Annotated in this window: 8 protein-coding genes; 2 read left to right on the forward strand and 6 right to left on the reverse strand. The window is 47.1% G+C overall.

Features of this window, described 5'->3' with window-relative positions; translation table 11 throughout:
• Nucleotides 1-236: 236 nt before the first annotated feature.
• The 3 genes from pheS to QUB64_RS24185 form a co-directional block, all read right to left on the reverse strand.
• Nucleotides 237-1,241, reverse strand: a complete 1,005-nt coding sequence (gene pheS / locus QUB64_RS24175; protein WP_333275901.1) for a phenylalanine--tRNA ligase subunit alpha — start codon at nt 1,239-1,241, stop codon at nt 237-239.
• A gap of 409 nt (nt 1,242-1,650) precedes the next feature.
• Nucleotides 1,651-3,351: a sulfotransferase gene (locus QUB64_RS24180; RefSeq protein ID WP_333275898.1), complete on the reverse strand. Its 1,701-nt coding sequence runs from the start codon at nt 3,349-3,351 to the stop codon at nt 1,651-1,653.
• A gap of 6 nt (nt 3,352-3,357) precedes the next feature.
• A complete protein-coding gene (locus QUB64_RS24185) occupies nt 3,358-4,128 on the reverse strand; it encodes a glycosyltransferase (protein WP_333275896.1) in 771 nt (256 codons plus the stop codon).
• Between the two features lie 59 nt (nt 4,129-4,187).
• Between QUB64_RS24185 and QUB64_RS24190 the strand changes: the two genes are divergently transcribed.
• Complete coding sequence (locus QUB64_RS24190) at nt 4,188-4,358, forward strand: hypothetical protein (protein ID WP_333275894.1); 171 nt, start codon at nt 4,188-4,190, stop codon at nt 4,356-4,358.
• 15 nt (nt 4,359-4,373) lie between these two features.
• Here the strand turns inward: QUB64_RS24190 and QUB64_RS24195 are convergent, their stop codons facing one another.
• Genes QUB64_RS24195 through QUB64_RS24205 form a run of 3 tightly spaced genes read right to left on the reverse strand, consistent with a single transcriptional unit; the run spans nt 4,374 to nt 15,799 of the window.
• Nucleotides 4,374-5,723 (reverse strand): hypothetical protein, encoded by a 1,350-nt coding sequence (locus tag QUB64_RS24195; RefSeq protein ID WP_333275892.1) that lies wholly within the window; start codon nt 5,721-5,723, stop codon nt 4,374-4,376.
• The gene (locus tag QUB64_RS24200; protein ID WP_333275890.1) at nt 5,723-11,644 is read right to left on the reverse strand and encodes an FG-GAP-like repeat-containing protein; all 5,922 of its coding nucleotides are present in this window, start codon (nt 11,642-11,644) and stop codon (nt 5,723-5,725) included. Before QUB64_RS24200 ends, QUB64_RS24195 begins: the two co-directional genes overlap by 1 nt.
• 18 nt (nt 11,645-11,662) lie before the next feature.
• Nucleotides 11,663-15,799 carry a DUF4114 domain-containing protein gene (locus tag QUB64_RS24205; RefSeq protein WP_333275888.1) on the reverse strand — a complete coding sequence of 1,379 codons (4,137 nt, stop codon included), beginning with the start codon at nt 15,797-15,799 and terminating at the stop codon, nt 11,663-11,665.
• Between the two features lie 117 nt (nt 15,800-15,916).
• Between QUB64_RS24205 and QUB64_RS24210 the strand changes: the two genes are divergently transcribed.
• Nucleotides 15,917-17,428: a calcium-binding protein gene (locus tag QUB64_RS24210; protein WP_333275886.1), complete on the forward strand. Its 1,512-nt coding sequence runs from the start codon at nt 15,917-15,919 to the stop codon at nt 17,426-17,428.
• The last annotated feature ends 333 nt before the right edge of the window (nt 17,429-17,761 follow it).

Here is a 17,761-nt window from a genome sequence, read left to right on the forward strand (position 1 = left end):
TTTAGTCCTTCTTAGAGGTTCGTAGTGAAGACTTTAGTCCTTCTTAGAGGTTCGTAGTGAGGACTTTAGTCCTTCTTTCTTGCGGACTGAAGTCCTCACTACAAACAAATGCGATCGTTCAGTTGGCAGATGATACTCTGGTTTTTTCGCCTAATCTGGTCGATCGCAAATGATTATACCGAGCCAAATTGACAGCAAGCCACAGACTAATCGTAAAACCGATCGCCAAGAATTACTTAAAACTGTCGCAAAAAGCGCAAATCGCTAGCATAAACCCGGCGAATATCGTCAATTTCATAAAGTACCATAGCGAACCGCTCCACCCCAAAACCCGCCGCAAACCCAGTATACTTTTCGGGATCTAAACCGACTCCTTGAAGAACATTCGGATCGACAGCGCCGCAGCCCAAAACTTCCAGCCATTTACCGTTCCACTGCAAATCAACTTCAGCAGAAGGTTCTGTAAACGGAAAGTAACTCGTGCGAAAACGAATCGGCAAATCTTGTCCGAACATTTGGCGCAAAAACTCTTTAATTGTACCTTTCAAGTCAGTAAATGTGAGATTTTCACCAATTGCCAAAAGTTCAATTTGGTGGAAAACTGCCGCGTGAGTAGCATCAACAGTATCGCGGCGGTAAACGCGGCCCGGAGAGACAATCCGAATCGGCGGCTTGTGCTGTTCCATGTAGCGAATTTGCACCGATGATGTCTGAGTCCGCAGCAAGTCACCACCGGGCAGGTAAAATGTATCTTGCATATCCCGCGCCGGGTGATCGGGGGGAGTGTTGAGCGCCTCGAAGTTGTAATAATCGGTTTCCATTTCCGGGCCGTTAGCGACGGTGTAGCCCAGACCGACAAATATATCTAGAGCGCGGTCTATGACTGCATTTAACGGGTGGATGCGACCTTGGGGGCGAAAAATCCCCGGCATGGTAACATCGAGGGTTTCTGAGGCTAATTTGACTTTAATTTGGGCGGTTTGGAGAGCGGCGCGCTTGTCTTCTAGGTCGGCTTGTAGGGCTTCTTTTACAGTATTGGCGATCGCGCCTACTTTCGGCCGCTGGTCTGGCGGCAGTTTCCCCATCATGCCTAAAATTTGAGAGAGTTGCCCTTTTTTGCCGAGGTAGCCGACGCGCAACTGTTCGAGTTGTTCGAGGGTATTCGCAGTTGCGATCGCACTTTTGGACTCTTGGCCCAGGGTTTCTAGTTGAGTTTCAATGTCGCTTAGTTGGACAGTCATCTTGATTTTAGATTTTAGATTTTAGATTTTAGATTGATGGCAGTTTTGGGCCAAGCTGAGTGTAGCGCAATTTTGGATCGACTGACTTGTAGATTTTAGATTTTAGATTTTAGATTGATGGCGGTTTTGAGCCAAGCTGAGTGTAGCACAATTTTGGATCGACTGACTGGTAGATTTTAGAACGAACAGGGGAGGATCGGCACTGCGGGCGATCGTTCAACACACTTGGGTTAGGTGTTGTCCGAAGAGAGGAACGAAGCAATCGCAGTATCTATTTGTCACAAGGTTTTACCCCTAGGACTGTCCGATCATAACTTGTATTGAGCGATCGTTGCTACTGCTTCTACCCTAGCATTTTTGCGATCGGGCGATCGCCAAATTCGATAACAATCGCTCATCAAGATTCCTGCTAAAATAATGAAGTGCATTTATATCCAAGCTTTTCCAAATTCTTCCAATTCAGCAACTCAATAGTTTCCAACTCAGCAAAACTCAACTCATCTTGCCAAGCATTAATTCCCTTAACTCCAACAGGCTCTAAAGTATGTGGATGCCACACCATTTGACTGGGCGGAACCAAACCTTCAGCAGCATTTTTTTCATAAAAATCCAGCATCGATTCCTGAAAATCCACCCCCAACCACTTGCAAATTTCAGCCAAATGTGCTGACTGCTCCCTCACCAAATCTTCGTAAGAAACCAAATAAAATTGCTCCCACTTTTGATGATACTTTTCAAGAATTTTAACAACTTGATTCCACTGGTGCGTCAGTCCTTCTACCGTTTTTATCCCCTGCCACACTTCCCCGCTTTCCTGTTCTTTTGCTACTAATTTTTTTACCGAACTGTAACAAGCCCGAAAATCTCGCACAATCAGAATCACCTTAACGCCTGGAAAATATTTCCTAATTTTCCCTAATTGATAAATGTGAAAAGGATTCTTATCGCCCCAAATCGAAGCTGTCGGGTCAAACTGCTGGCGGTAAGTTTGATAAACTGTAGAAACTGCTCTCTGGTAACTCAACTGCTGGTTGTTTGTCAAGTTATTTAATAAAAGCTGTCGGTCAACATTCCACTCCCCAAACCTGTGAAAATCGTTATTGTAAAGGTCATTTAAAAATTCTTCGATTTCAGGCAGCAAGTCGCTGACAGCGCCGTATTTCGACTCTAGGGCAACAAAGAAAAGACTTTCAGGGGGAATGCAGATATCTGGATGCGCCGCGAGCATTAAACGCAGGAGAGTTGTCCCCGAACGTTCGGCCCCGAGGATAAAAATCGGACTTGATGCGGTCGATCGACTGCCGGGTGAATTTGGGAACTCGCCCAAAAATCTGATATTATCAATTTTGCGATCGACCTGCTTTGGACGCAAGCGAAATTGACCGACAAGTTCCACTCCCAGCTCCAATGTATCGGCAAGTTTGCGACGAACGAGCGCCTGTTCGACAGCGGTATGGCATAATAATATCTGCTCGGCCCGATGCTGGCGAGAAAAATTGTGCTGGTGGATGCGGTAATAGTACAGCGGTTTGTTGAGTTTTCTAATTTCTGAAACTTCGCTCAGCCGCAAGCACAATTCGTAATCGAAAGCACTGGCAAATTTGGTGTCCACACCGCCACAACTATTGTAAGCCGAACGGCGGATGAGGCGGAAGTGAAAAACGATCGGATCGACTAACAGTTGTTCTGGCGAATATGGGATTTTGCAGAGTTCACCTTCGCCGCCAACGCAGTCGTTTTCATCGATGAGTAAATAGTTGGTGTAAACAACTCCAACTTGAGGATTTGCATCTAAAATAGGGACTGTTTCTGCTAGTGCTTTCGGAGCGAGCAAATCGTCGCTATCCACACACCCGAAGTAGGGAAATGCAGTTTCTCTAATCGCGGCCATGAGGGAATAGCTGACTCCTCGGTGTTCGGCGGCGAGGACTTTGATTCTGGAGTCGAGTTTGGCGTAGCTGCGGGCTATATTGAGAGAGCTATCTGTGGAGCCATCGTCCCAAATTAGCAGTTCAAAGTTGGGGTAGGTTTGAGCGAGAACGCTTTCTATGGCGGCTTTGAGATAGCGTTCTCGGTTGTAGACAGTCATGACAAGAGAGATGGGAGTCATATCACTTTAACCTGCTTCTTTCTGCTGGCGTTTGTACAGAAAAAATCGACTGACGATATCTACTTCTAATTCAAATTTATCGCTCAGCCCGCGTCTCTCCAGCGCTTGTGCAATAGCTGACTGAGATTCTTGAATTTGAGCGAGTTGTTGTCGAACTGTATGCTGGGAATGTTGCCGGTAGTAGTAAAGGGGTTTGTTGAGGTGATAGAATTGGGTAATTTCTGAAAGTCGTAGGCAGAAATCGTAATCTTCGGCGCGGTTGTATTCGGAGTTAATGCCACCTATTTTATCGTACAATTGGTGGCGAAACAGGCGAAAGTGAAAGGTCATGAAGTCTACTAACAGCCTGTCTGGAGAATAGGGTATTTGGCTGCGGTGTCCCAGTCCTTTTACTTGAGTTTTTTCATTGATAATTAGATAGTCGGTGTAGACTGCACCAATTTCTGGCCGTGCGTCTAATACGGCTGCGGTTTCTTGCAGGGCGGTGGGTGCGAGCAAGTCGTCGCTGTCCAGCCAGCCGATGTATGTTCCTTTGCAGATTGTGTGAGCGGTTTTGAGAGCGATTCCTCGGCCTTGGTGGGGGGCCGCGATTACTTGAATTCGCGTGTCTTGCTGTGCGTATTTGCGGGCGATGGTGAGGCTAGAGTCGATCGAGCCGTCATCCCAAATTATCAGTTCAAAGTTGGGGTAGGTTTGGGCGAGAACGCTTTCTATGGCTGCGCTGAGGTATTGTTCTCGGTTGTAGGTGGTGGTAATGATGGAGATTCGGGAGGTCATTGGGGGTTTCTAAGCCGTCGCACTTTCGGTAAACAGCTTTGATGTGTTTCTGCGGGAGTTTGCAGGTAAGTTTTCTCGTTAAATCTGATGTTAGCAGAGGTTGGGAGCGATCGATTGTGCGATCGCCCGTGATAATATCTCTGTCAGGGCGATCGCAAGTACAAATACTCAATCATATCGTATTGGCGATCGATTTAGAATCGCAGGCTAAGCAAGAACAAAACAATTAGGATACTCAATTGAACTTAGTCAAACTTCGGATCAGTATACCATTTCTTCATATTCTCGTACCATTGCAATGCTTGTTCATGTTCCTCAACTAACTCAGGGAGAGCTCCTTCTTTTTGGTAATCTAGGCACGAATCATTGTGCTGAAATTCACAACTAACGTGATAGCCTTGTGGTAAAGTCTTCCAATAAGTTGCTTCCCAGGGTTCAAGGACATTCCATTTTTCGGTTCCTGGAATATGTTGCTTGCCCAAAATCAAGCGGTCTAAACTCAACAATTGTTCGAGAATTTCTCGCTGAGTACCGAAAATTTCATCTTCATCAGGGAAGAACTCACGAAAATTAACAATAAAAAACTTATTCCAATCAGGATGAGCCATTGCTTCCCATCTAGCACCACCTTGAGGAGTTAAATAGTAGCTTGCTACAAGTCTTCCAATTAAGTGGTCTTGAATTCCTGCCCTGGTTAAGACAACATCTGAAGCTGGTTCGGTGTCGTATTCATCGGTAAACACCATTGCTTTAATGTCACCTCTCTGAAACAAGGAATCTGCTGCAAGAACTACTTCAGCCTGAGATAGCTGCTCTGAGTGTGCAAAATTAATTAGTGACTCGCATCCGCATATTGCAGACTTAAGCATCAAGTATTCAATTTTGAGGTTCGGACTTTTTGCTAATGCTGTGGAATAGTTAAGTTCTGCTTCACACTGCTTAAAGTAGTTTGTATACCAGATTCTAGTGCTAGAATACCAGTTATTTGCTTTTTTTTCTCGTTCAATTAACTTAGGATCGCGTTTAGCAGATTCATCAAATTCAACGCTTCTACTTTCATACCGAACTTCGTAACCAATAGGAAGTGTTTTCCAATAAGTAGCTTGCCAAGGAGTCAATATTTTCCATGATTCTGTGCCTGGGATAATATAGGCACGGGTATTTCCATGATCTATTAAATGGTATAAGGCTAAATATGCTTCTAATAATTTACGGTCAGCGCAGCCAAGGAAACCGTCACATCCTGTCATATACAAATTCCAATTCGGATGAGAGACACACTCCCATTTTTCTCCTCCTTGACTTGTCAAGAAGTAGAACAAATTTATTCTTTGATGAATAGCAGACTCAATTTCAGATTTTGAAGGTATAAAACCTCTATTAAAGCCGTACTCATCGAAATCTGAGGGAGTAGTTGCTAGCAAGTCTCCTGTTTGAAACAGACAATGCAATAGATCGGTTATTTCAGCTACGGTGAGATTGAGAGGTGCGCGATTGATGGCAAGGTCTCCGTATCGATCATCAGGAACAATCCAACTGAAACCAACCACTTCTGTTACAGCAGTGTCTAGAAACCAATACTCGAATTTGTTCATCAGTACCCTCGATCGTAATATTTGTTACCTGCTTTATCTTTAATGTTCAGAATAGCAAATCGGTTTACTAATTCGGGAGGATTTCCTTCTTTACAACATTTACATTCAGCTAGAGAACCAGCACTTACCTCGCGTGGGAGAAGGTCTTTTATGAAAACGTTGTAATGATTAGCATCTGTAGGGTTTTTACATTTAAACTTAGTCGCTGGGTCGCCTTGTCCCCGTTGAGGCTGAAGCTCTCTATAATCTTTGATCAGAGGATGCTTTCCTCTAAAGTTCTGGATAACTTTAGCAGCAGAGGAAGCACTTGTATCTTTATACCCTCCAAAAGGCAAATCGTTTGTCACCAAATCACTACACTTATCATATGAACTGAATAGGGAGTCACAGGTTGGACAATTGCTATCTTTCTTGTTGGCGGCTGGTGCTGGTGCAGGGGCTGATTTTGGTGCTGGTGTGGGGGTTGGTGTAGGGGATGTCTGCGATGGTCGCGTAGGAGGTGTCTTAAGCGGTGGAGTAGGCTGAGTTTGTCCCTGTGGCCGAATCAGCCCTCTCCGCACCCTGTCTTGAAACAGTTGATCGTTCTGGCCCGCAGACCAAGGATTAAGCACCCCACCACCACCAGGAGGTGCAAGTAATATACCCCCAGCACCCAAACCTTTCAAAAACGGAATCAAACCACCCGCAGGCGGCGCAGCCACAGGAGGCGCAAGAGGCACCGGTATTAATCCCGACGGATCGGTATAATTAGTAGGGCTATTCCCCACATACCGATACAAATTAACATCCCCACCCGCAAACCCAACAGTATCCTCACTAATAAACCTCCCCCCTTTCGGATCGTAATACCTCGAATTGTAATAATAATTCCCCGTCTCCGCATCCAACTCCCGCCCCGTAAAACCAAAACGGAAACCCACACCCGGATTAGTTTGAGCAGTAACCTTCCCAAAACTATCATAACCAATCCGATTCAGAATCACCCCATTAGAATCAACCAAATCCCGCACAGTACCCAAATTATCAGTCAGCGGCCACAACACACTACCACCAACACCTTCATCTGCCAAAATCTGGTCAGTTTGCACCCCATACAAATAACGATGCGTTTGATTTCCACCCCCATCAAAAGTCAAAGCAATCTGCTGTCCGTCGTAAACCAAACGCTCGAATTGAGGTGCTGCACTTCCCGCACCATCGGCATCAACTTCCTTAACAATGCGGCGATTCAAACCATCATAACTATACTGAGCCGACTTAATCACAGAACCGCCAGCATTCTTACCAACAACCTGACTTAAACGATTGCGATAATCCCAACTGTATTCAGTCACCTCACCCGTCACAATATCAGTCCGCTTCGTGAGATTCCCCTCACCATCGTACTGATAATTATAAACACCATCAGACTGCAACTGATTGTTACTACCAGTCTGATAACCAGAATTAGTGCGAGTCCCATTATCATCATAACTGTAACTCTCATCACTCTGAGAACTGTAATCTGCCCCAGTTAATTGGTCTCGCTTATCGTAACTGTAACTCGTACTACCCGAAGGCGAATTAAATCCAGTCACCCGATTGGCAAAATCGTAAGTCCAAGCATAATTAGCTAAGATTGTATTCTCCTTAGCGTGACTCAACCCAGTTAAACGACCCCCACGGTCATAAACATACTCACTTTTTGCCACCAAACCAGTCCCATTCAAATCGCTGTAACGAGTCACATCCTTAACTTGACCCGCAGCATCATAACTCAGATCCACCCGCTTGGAACTGACTCCATTCCCGCTTTGAGTAATCCGAGTCACCCGGTTCGCATCATCGTAAGTAAAAGACTTCGTTCCCCGCAATTGACCGTTAATTGTATCCGTCACAGAAATCGGATTGTTAACATTATTGTAGGCGTACTTCAACAACACATTTGGCACATTCGGAGTTCCCGCATTATCAACAGTCTCCAAATTGCCAGCCAAATCGTAAGTCAAAGCATAACTTGCATCGGGGTCATTAATAGTTTTCAGTTGACCTGCTGCATCGTAAGTATTGCTAATCGTGCGAATCGGAGCATTAGTTGAATTCAGCCACTGTTCCTCTTTGGGACGGTTAAGTTGGTCGTAAACAAACTTGCGAGTGCGGTTGTTGCCGTCTTTTGCAGTTAGCAAATTACCTGCGGGGTCATAAGTGTAACTGCGAGTGCGGTTCAGAGGTAGATTGGTTTCAGTTTTGCGGCGATTTAATTCATCGTAGGTGTAACTCGTTTTGTTATTTAAAGGATCGGTAATTGAAGCAATGTTGCCGACATTATCGTAAGCGGTAGTCGTCACTTTATTGAGAGCATCAGTCGCTGTAGTTTGACGGTTTAAAGCATCGTAACCGTAGCGGGTAGTATTGCCCAAGCCGTCTGTGACAGCACTCACGTTGCCGTTAGCATCGTATTCTGTAGAAATTGTATTGCCCAACTGGTCAGTAACAGCAGTCACTCGGTCTTTTTTATCGTAAGTATAGGCAGTTTCCTCTCCCAATTCGTTGGTGAATCTGAGGAGATTGCCGTTAGCGTCGTAGGTGGATTTTGTGGTATAAGTTAGGGGATTTTTAGTGCCGATTTGGCGGTTGAGATTGTCGAAGGTGTATTCAGTAGTGCGGTTGAGAGCGTCGGTAATTTTGGTTCGATTGCCTGCCTTGTCGTAGGTATAGGTGGTAGTATTGAGTTTGGGGTCGGTGACGGTTTTTTGGCGGTTTAAAGGGTCGTAGGTAAAGGCAGTTTTGCGAAGTAGCGGGTCGGTAACTGCTTTGAGATTGCCAGTGGGAGTATATTCAAAATTGGTAACTCCGTTTAAAGCATCGGTGATTTTGGTTTGTCGATTCCTGGCATTATAAACATACTGAGTCTTGTTATTATTCCCATCAATTTCAGCAGTAACGTTCCCAACCTTATCGTACTCGGTTTTGCGAGTGCTGGCGATCGCAGTCGTTGCTCCCTCAGTCACATCGATTCTTCTTCCCAACTCATCATACTTGTACTCAGTTCGGCTACTATTGGCATCAACTTGAGCCTTTAATTGATTGGCAGCATCGTATTCAAAGCGAGTAACTTTCTGATTGGGGTCAACCTCCCGAATTAACCGACCCCGCGCATCGTAAACTTTGTTAGTGCGGTTGCCTTTAGCATCAATATTCCCCGTTTGATTGTTATCCGCATCGTACCGCATCTTCTCCACAGTACCGTCAGGATTCACCGTCTCAACCAACCGATTCCGACTGTCATATCGATACTCAGTCTTCCTCCCCAACGGGTCAAGCATCCACACCTGATTCCCATTCTTATCGTAACCGTAACTCGTCACCGGAGAACTCAGCGGCCCGCTACCATCCGGGTCAGGTGCAATTTGTTTTACCAGATGATTCATCACATCATACTGAGACTCAGTTCGGTTGCCATTTTCATCAATAACTGCCGTCTGATTCCCATCACCATCATACTCAAAGGTTTGTGATACCTCATCCGCTGTTCCCTTGGCAAAAGTAGTCTTTTTCAACCGATTCATCGCATCGTACTCGTACTCAGTCCGATGCCCTAGTTCATCAATTACCGCCTTTTGATTGCCCGCAACATCGTATTCAAACTGCTGCACAGCTTCATCAGGAGTTCCCTTAGCAACAGTGATTTTAATTAACTGGTCTTGAGCGTTATAATCGTAATCTGTAACCCGTCCGTTGGGGTCAGTTTCAGTATCGATTAGATTCTTGTTGGTGTAGGTATAGCTAATAACCACATCATCAGTGCCACCAACAGCACCTACTACCTGAGTCATCTTTCGGCGATTGCCAGTAATCGAGTCAACTTCGTAAAGAGTTTGGCGGCCTAATTCGTCAGTTTCACTGGTTACTTGATTGAACACTGGGTCGTAAGTATAACTCCGCTTGCCAGTACCACCTCCCGCACTATTTTGTACAATATTATTTAAACTGACATTAACTGCACCACTAGCAAAGATTAAATCCAAATCGCTATCAAGATCGACATCTGCTAGTGCTACAGCCTGATCGGTGACATAAGTGGAATTCTCAGGAAAAGTATTTGGAATAGTAAAAGTACCGCTACCATTGTTAAACAATACCCTTTCTAAACCATAACCCTGACCAGTAATAACTGCATCCAAATCTCCATCCCCATCTAAGTCTCCTACAGCTACGGACAAAACATCCTGAGCATTTCCCAGACCTAAATATGACGAAATTAAGTAATTAGTCGCCGCACCAAAACTACCGTCGCTATTACTTAACAATACAGATATGCCACTACTATTGATTAAAGATCCAGAGGCGTTGTTGTATCTGCGTTTATTTGCAGTAATGATGTCATTGTTGCCATCCCCATTCAAATCTCCTACAGCGACAGATACAGCCCCACTATTCACCGCGTAATTACTTGGGGCGGCAAAAGTGCCGCTGCCATTTCCCAACAATACTGACACCCTGCCACTAGGAGGATTAGTGTCGCTAGAAGGGCTGGCAGCAATGATGTCTAAATTGCCATCCTTATTTAAATCATTGAAAGTTACAAATTCTGGCGATGAATTCAGTGTGATATTCGTGCTTGCAGCAAAAGTTCCGTTGCCATTTCCCAACAGCAGTGACAAACTATTGGTGCCAGAATTATTAGCAGTAATGACATCATTTCTGCCATCTTTATTTACGTCTCCCACAGCTACGGATAAAGCACCAGACCCGACCGGATAATTATTAGTTTGAAGGGTAAAATTGCCTTCACCGTCGCCCAACAATACTGACACTCGGCCGGCATTGGGATCAGTACCGCCAAAAGAATTGACAGCAATGATATCTAAATTCCTATCACCATTCAAATCCCCTAAAGCTACAGAGTTGCTATTTACAGTGTAATTTTTGACGGCAAAAGTGCCATCGCCGTTACCCAACAAGACTGATACGTTGCCATAACCAGCAGTAACAATATCAACCGTGCTGTTATTGTTGACATCTCCTACGGCAATAGCCCTAGCATTCGCGTTTATATAATTTCTCGGCGCAAATAACTGCCCGTTGTTATTTGGGGGTGTTTGAGGTGTACCAGAAAGGGAATCAGAAATGCTTTTTACATTCCCTTTAGCATCGTACTCATACAAGGTAGTATTGCCCCGCCCGTCAGTTCTTTTCGTCACCAAAAAATTCGGATTCCGTTCAAAAGTAGGCTTATTTCCCCCTCCATCTTTTGCCGAAACAACTTGTCCGGTTTGGTCGAGAATCTGAGTAACTACCCCACCGCTACCGTCAGCATAACTCGCTTCTACCGCACCTAAAGGCTTAGCCACAGGCGCATTCAAAGGATTAGTTGTATCCTGTTCCCGGTAAAGTCCTTGTACCTGTACCGGTGCCACCTGCAACTGCGAACCATCCTTACGAATTCCCCCGGTAGCCCTACCTGCAAAGTCGTACAAAGTTTGTTCGGAAACTCCCCGCTTGTCTACCTCTTTTGTGATGTGGCGCTGCGCGTCGTAGCTAAACGTCCGCGCTGTGATATCGGGGTCAACAATCTTTTGCAAGTTGCCAGCAGAGTCATATTCTAACTTTGTCAACCGTCCTGCTGGGTCTTCTATTTGACTGACTTTGCCGTTGGCATAGGTCAACTTGGTAATCAACCCGGCTGCGTCGATGATTTGGGACAATTCATTTGATGAATTGTAATTATATTTGGTTTCGTTGCCGTTGGCTTCTTTGACTGAAACCAGGCGTTTGCTGGTATTGAAACTGTAAACTGTTTGGTCTTTTAAGGTGCGGCGAAATGTGCCGTCTGCTAGTTTATCGAATTTAGAGAAATCTCCTGGAGGAGATACGTACCCTCCCCCTGCTGCTGGGGATTTGTCGAATACCAATTCGCTGCCGTCTCCGTCTATTAACAATATTGAAGAGTCGGAGTTTTATACTAATTCTTGCCAGCCTGCTATTCCCCAACCGCTGCCGAAGAAACTGTTGATTGTGTTGACTGAAATGAATTTGTCTTTGGTATCGGTTGATGAACCTGCAAATATACTGCCTGTAAATCGGCGGATGCCGCTGTTAATTGTATAGTCGTACTGACCGGAAGGTAAGGCACTCATATCGACTTGTAATGCTGCGTCAATTGTACCTCCTGCTTCAGGCATCGACCAGAAGTGTTCGCCTCCTGTCAAACTGTATTGAGTGCCGGAATATCCGGGTATTTGATATTTGAATTTTCCGGCGTCTACGGTGAGTTTGGCAACTAATTTTTGGGCTGTATCGGCGGGGGCGTTGTTGTAGCCGAAGTGGACTATTGGTCTGGGGTCTGCTCTCAGGGAGTCGTAGGTTAGGGTTAGGCTGCGGCTTTCTCCCATTGATTGGTAGGGTATGAGGTTGTGGGTTTCGATGACTGCCCCGGAGTGCATTTCTACGGAGGAGGTTAAGCCTCCTTTTGCTTTGCATTCGTGGCATTTGTCTTTGGGGTTGCGGGGGTCTTGACTGGGGTCTTTGGGTGCTGGTGCGGGTGGGGCGAAGAAGTGCCAACTGCTGTTGCGGATGCCTCCTGATATGGTTTCGATGGTGGTGCTGTCGGTGCTGACTTTGCCGACTCCTACGTTGTCGAAGAAGCCTGTGGTGGGGTTAATTGACCACAAGTCCATTGTCGTACCGGGCGCGTATCCGGCGCGGTTGGGCAAGGAGAGGGGGGCTGGAGTGGTAAACACCATATCCCCCGGCTGAATCGTAACTACCAAGTCGGTATGCAGGTTGGGCGGCAGCGCGGCAGGAGTTAATTCCGTGGGAACTTCGGTGATGCTGAGGTTTTCGGTGTAGGGGTTGCCTTCCGCGTCTTTAATAGAACCGGCTTTGACAAATACCGATGCTTTGGGAATGGCTGCGGTGGTGACAGTGGTATCGGCAGTTGGGTTGATTGTTTTGCCGTTGGCAGTGTCGATCGGTGGCAGGTAAATCGGACGGGTGATAACGTTGTTAGCGTTGGAGTAAACTTCGCGTTCCAATAACAGCGGCAATTTTTCCGCAATATAGGGGTAGTTGTCTTCACCGGTAATGCCTTCGCCGAAAATTCTCAAGGTATCGGGCGGTGTCAAATCGGGCAGTCCCACTCCAGACAAACCGGGAAATTCCAGCCTTTCAATTTCAAAGGAACCGTCGGCAGCAGTTACTGTCCGCAATTCGCCGAGTCCTATCAACACGCCTGCTAAAGGTTCTCGGTTGGTGTTTTGAATTACTCCAGAAATGCGGGTGCGGCCGGGAGTCGAAGGGGTAACGTTAACTGTAACAGGTCGAGTTGTTTCTAACTCTCCGTCGCTGGCAACTAATGTAAAGTTGTAGGTTCCTATTTCTTCGGGAGTGGGGGCAATTTCTAAAGTGCCGTTGCCGGTGATTTGGCCCGTGGGTAGGGCAGTAGAGGATTTGACAGCAAAGCTGATGGGGTCGCCGTCGGAGTCGGTGTCGGTGAGGGGCAGTTTGAATGTTTCTCCGACTTTGACGTTGATGGTTTGAACGGCAGCTAAGCTGGGGGCTTGATTTGCCCCGCCGGCAAGGGCGGTGGCGATGAGGGAAAATTTCTGGAAGTTGGGGTTGTTGATGGTGATTTCTACGGAGTCGGAAATCGCCCCGGCATCCAACCCTCCGGCGGGAATTGCACTGCGTAAGTTGATGTAGGGTTTGCCGTTGCTGTCGGTACCGCTGGGATTTTGCAGCGTTACTCCGGCTGGCAAATTCGGGAAAGCTACTGCGACGTTGCGGCTGACTGGATTGCCTGTATTTTGTACTTGTACTGATGCTTTGTAGCTGCCCGTAGCGGGGTCGATTTGTACCTGAGTGAAGTTTACTTTTAAATCGGAAGCTGCTGTCAGGTTGGCGGTGTTGAGGCTGCCGCCGCTGCTGGCTTTGTTTGGCGCTGCTACAAAAACCGGGCTGGCAGTACCTTCTTCATCGACTGTGTTGGTGAGGTTTTTGACTTCTACGGTACTGCCGGTGTCGGTGTCGCTGTCAATTAACTTAAACAACAAATTGCCACTGCTGCTGTTTGTCACGCCAGTCAAATCGATTTCTACGATATCGCCAGTGTACCGCACTCGTCCGGGTAGGAATTCGGCTTTGCTGCCGGCTAGGGAAAATAGGGGTGTTCCGGGGCTGCCTCCATCCAGTAAAGTTTGGCTGGGATTGCTTGGAGAAACCAGGAACACTTGGAACAAGTCTTCTATTGCTGATGTTGTATCTGTTTTGTCGAAATTGGCTTTGAGTTGGAAGCGCAGGGTGCGGCTGCCCCTGGGTTGCCCCAACTGTACTGGCAGTAAGGCTTGGACGAGTTTGCTGTTGCGTTCGGCCAGGAGTACGGTGTCTGTTGATGCTGCCGCCCACCCCGTACTGCCGTTGGGGGTGATAGTGAAGTTGTTGGCGACGGAGAAGTTGGCAGTCTGGGATGTTTGGTTGCCAGCGATATCTGTTGCCGTGATGGCTGCGGTGTGGCTGCCGGTGGCTAGCGGCGAGTTGTCCGGCAAGGAGTCGAACTTGCCATCGGTTCCTGGGGTGATGGTGTTGGGGCTGCCGCCATCGACGGAGGATTGCAGGTTGGACAGATTTGTCCCGGTGTCGCTTGCCGTACCGGTGACTCGGACTGTGTTGCTGTGGTTGCCTCCGGGAATTGGTGTCAGCAACGCGGTTTGAGGGGCGGCGGTGTCGAGGGTAAAGTTGAGGCTGAAGGTGTTGGAAGTATTGCCGGCGGAGTCGGCGGCTATGAGGCGCAGGGTGTAGTTGCCGTCTCTGAGGGGGTTGCGGCGGATGGTTTCGAGTTGGGCGCGACTGAGGGTGAAGCTGCCGTTGCTGCCCAGGAAGGAGGTGATGTTGGTAAATTCGGCTGTGGGAGTGTCGTCGAAGCCGGCGCGGAAGCTGGCGATGCTGCAGCTGTCGGTGACGGTACCGCCGATCGCAGGATTGTTCGTAATACGATCGCCCGTAGATGTTCCGGTATCGTTGGTTAAGCTGGCGGTAATTGTCGGCGGTGTCGTATCGTTGGGAACTAGGCTGTTGGCGTAGCTGATAATTTGCTGTCCCAGAGGGGTGGTGCGCCATTCTCGGGCTGGGTTGATAAGCGTGCCGATTGCGGGGGCATTGCCGGAGGCGCCGGTGAAAGTGAAGATTAAATCGTTGTAGTCGCCGTCTGCTTGAGTCGCGGGTACGTCTTCTATTGCTATGGTGTTGCCCCCTCCTGTAACATCTGCGATCGCTAGCTGATAATTGCTATTGGCAGAGTTAGCTGGAACAACGGAGAATATAGGGCGGTGTTCGGGAAACAAATCCCACAGCCACTGGTTGTTGTAGGATATTTGCACCGTCCCGTTGGGAACCAGCATGACTCCAAAAGTATCGAACGGTGTCATGGTGAAGGTTTTGGCACCAGTGTAGGGCCCCGAGCCCCAATTGTATTCTCCCGGCATCGAACCGCTGAATTTTGCGCCTTCGATCGAGTCGCGGAGGACGACGCGGCCTAAGGTGGAATTGGTGAGGGCCCTGCGGGATGCTTCCAGGACAAAGGCTTCCGAACCGGGGACTAAAGCTTCCATGCCGGTGAGGCTGAAAATAGCCAGTTCTCCTTGGTAGTAGCCGCCGTCAAACAGGTAGTCCAGGCTGACTTGCCCGCTGGCACCGACTTGAAACACTCCGACTGGTAAGGTGCTGTTTTTTGCCTGCCGTTCGGGGGTCGATGTATCGGGAAGCTGGCTGGCAGCAATAGTGCCCGTTTGTGTTGCTATTTTTTCGCCGGTTAAGGTGTCGCTGTTTGTGAAGGCTGAGGGCGAGGTGTTTGGGACTGCACCCAAGAACTGCGGTTGTGTTAAAAATTGTGCAAAACTCTTGCTATCTTCAACTTTTTGTGATGTGAAAAAATTGCCCCCTGCTGTTTGTGAAATTGGGGCGGGAATGCTGTTGGAACTGCCAGCAATAGTGCCCGAAGTGAATAATTTTTCCGGCGCTAACGGGTTCGTTGCGGTCTTCTCTGAGTTAATTTCAAATGGCTTTTTCTGAGGCAACACAATGTCTTGAAAATTATTCATATCCCCTCACACTTTTTGACAGTACACCCGAGCGAAAATGAGTTTTAGTTTGAATTCACCTGCGATGATAATTCGCCTGCAATTAGAATTTATTGCGATGAGAATTCCCTGTTCGTAGTGTGGACTTTAGTCCGCTATTTTTTGCGGACTAAAGTCCACACTACGAACCGTTATGGAAACGGTATTTCTTCGCTACCTGCTATTTCTAATAACGGACAATTTGTAGCTTTTCAATCTTTAGCATCTAACCTCGTAGCGGGTGATACGAATAACCGGGCAGATATTTTCGTGCGGGATGTGCAAGCTAATACTACGAATCGCGTTTCTGTTTCGAGCACAGGATCGCAGGGAAACGGAAATTATGTTTCTGCGCCTGCTATTTCTGGAAATGGGAGATTTGTGGCTTTTGTTTCGGACAGTTCCAATTTAGTGCCGGGGGATGCGAACAATCTTCCAGATGTTTTTGTGCGGGATTTGCAAGCCAATACTACGAATCGTGTTTCTGTTTCCGCTAGCGGTGGAGGTACTGATTCTTTCGAGGTTCCTGCTATTTCTGCTAGCGGGCGATTGGTGGCTTTTGAGTCGGGAGTATCGAGTTTAGTACCGGGGGATGCGAATAATGCCAGCGATATTTTCGTGCGGGATTTGCAGGGGAATGTGACAAATCGCGTATCTGTATCTATGACAGGGAGTGAGGGAAATGCGGGTTCTTTTACTCCAACGATATCTGCTAATGGGAGGTTTGTGGCTTTTGAATCTGCTGCTTCTAATTTAGTACCGGGAGATGGGAACAACAGTCGGGATATTTTTGTGCGGGATTTGTCTGCGAATACTACTGTACTTGTTTCTGTGTCCGCGACGGGCGATCGCACTAACGGCGATTCCAAACGTCCTTCTATTTCTGCTGACGGCAGGTTTGTGGCGTTTTCTTCTGAAGCTTCTAACTTAGTTTCGGGGGATACGAACAACCGCAGCGATATTTTTGTGCGGGATTTGCAAGCTAATACGACGAATCGCGTGTCTGCGGATGCTGCTGGCGATATTGCTAACGGTATTTCCCTACTTCCTGCTATCTCAAATAATGGCAAGCAAGTAGCATTTTATTCGCTGGCTAGCAATTTGGTTCCGGGTGATACGAATAATGTTTCTGATATTTTTGTTTTTGACTTTGACAGCGGTTCTAATACTGTCAGCGGTACTCCCAATAACGATACCCTGACTGGCAGCAATGATAGCGATATTATTAACGGTTTTGGTGGGGATGATGTGTTGGCTGGTTTGCAAGGAAATGATGTTTTAAATGGGGGCGCGGGCAACGATATTTTATCTGGCGGTAGGGGGAACGATTTTCTCAGAGGCGGGGCTGGGGACGATACTCTCACTGGCGGGGCCGGCAGGGATACTTTTGTGTTGGGTTTGGGTTTGGGGGTTGATACGATTGTTGATTTTACTAAGGGTCAAGATTCGATTCAATTAGCCAGCGGTTTGAATTTTGGCAAACTTTCAATAGCGGCTGGAAATAATGCTACATTAATTAGATTGGCGAGCAACAATCAATTGTTGGCTGTGTTAAATGGGGTTGAATTTAGGGCGCTCGGGCCTAAAGATTTTAATTCAGTTGAGTTGTGAGGTGTAAAAATTTATTATTTTTAGGCTCTAAGTGTTTGGCAAAGCCATGATAAAAGAATAGAACCCATTTGGGATCTCTGATGATGAGTTAAGATCAGAAATAAATGCTATGGGACTTACACAAAAAGTGGTTTGGCAGTCTCTTATAGCGGGAAGCATTGGTGTTAACTTAACGTCAAACGTAGTCACAGACTGCTGTCTGACGATTAGGCCTTCGATCCCCCCGGCGCCCCCCTTAAAAAGGGGGGGACAAGAAGCACTCAAAGTCAACCCCTACTCCCCTTTTTAAGGGGGATGCGAGGGGGATCTTGCCTCGGCTATCAACGAGAGATA

Source organism: Microcoleus sp. Aus8_D2 (assembly GCF_036702665.1).
In the GTDB taxonomy this organism is placed as follows: domain Bacteria; phylum Cyanobacteriota; class Cyanobacteriia; order Cyanobacteriales; family Microcoleaceae; genus Microcoleus.

What these genes read in the sequence shown, in the direction of transcription:
- QUB64_RS24195 (WP_333275892.1), bottom strand. Translation starts at nt 5,723, where the DNA reads ATGAACAAATTCGAGTATTGGTTTCTAGACACTGCTGTAACAGAAGTG.
- QUB64_RS24185 (WP_333275896.1), bottom strand. Translation starts at nt 4,128, where the DNA reads ATGACCTCCCGAATCTCCATCATTACCACCACCTACAACCGAGAACAA.
- QUB64_RS24180 (WP_333275898.1), bottom strand. Translation starts at nt 3,351, where the DNA reads ATGACTCCCATCTCTCTTGTCATGACTGTCTACAACCGAGAACGCTAT.
- pheS (WP_333275901.1), bottom strand. Translation starts at nt 1,241, where the DNA reads ATGACTGTCCAACTAAGCGACATTGAAACTCAACTAGAAACCCTGGGC.
- QUB64_RS24205 (WP_333275888.1), bottom strand. Translation starts at nt 15,799, where the DNA reads ATGAATAATTTTCAAGACATTGTGTTGCCTCAGAAAAAGCCATTTGAA.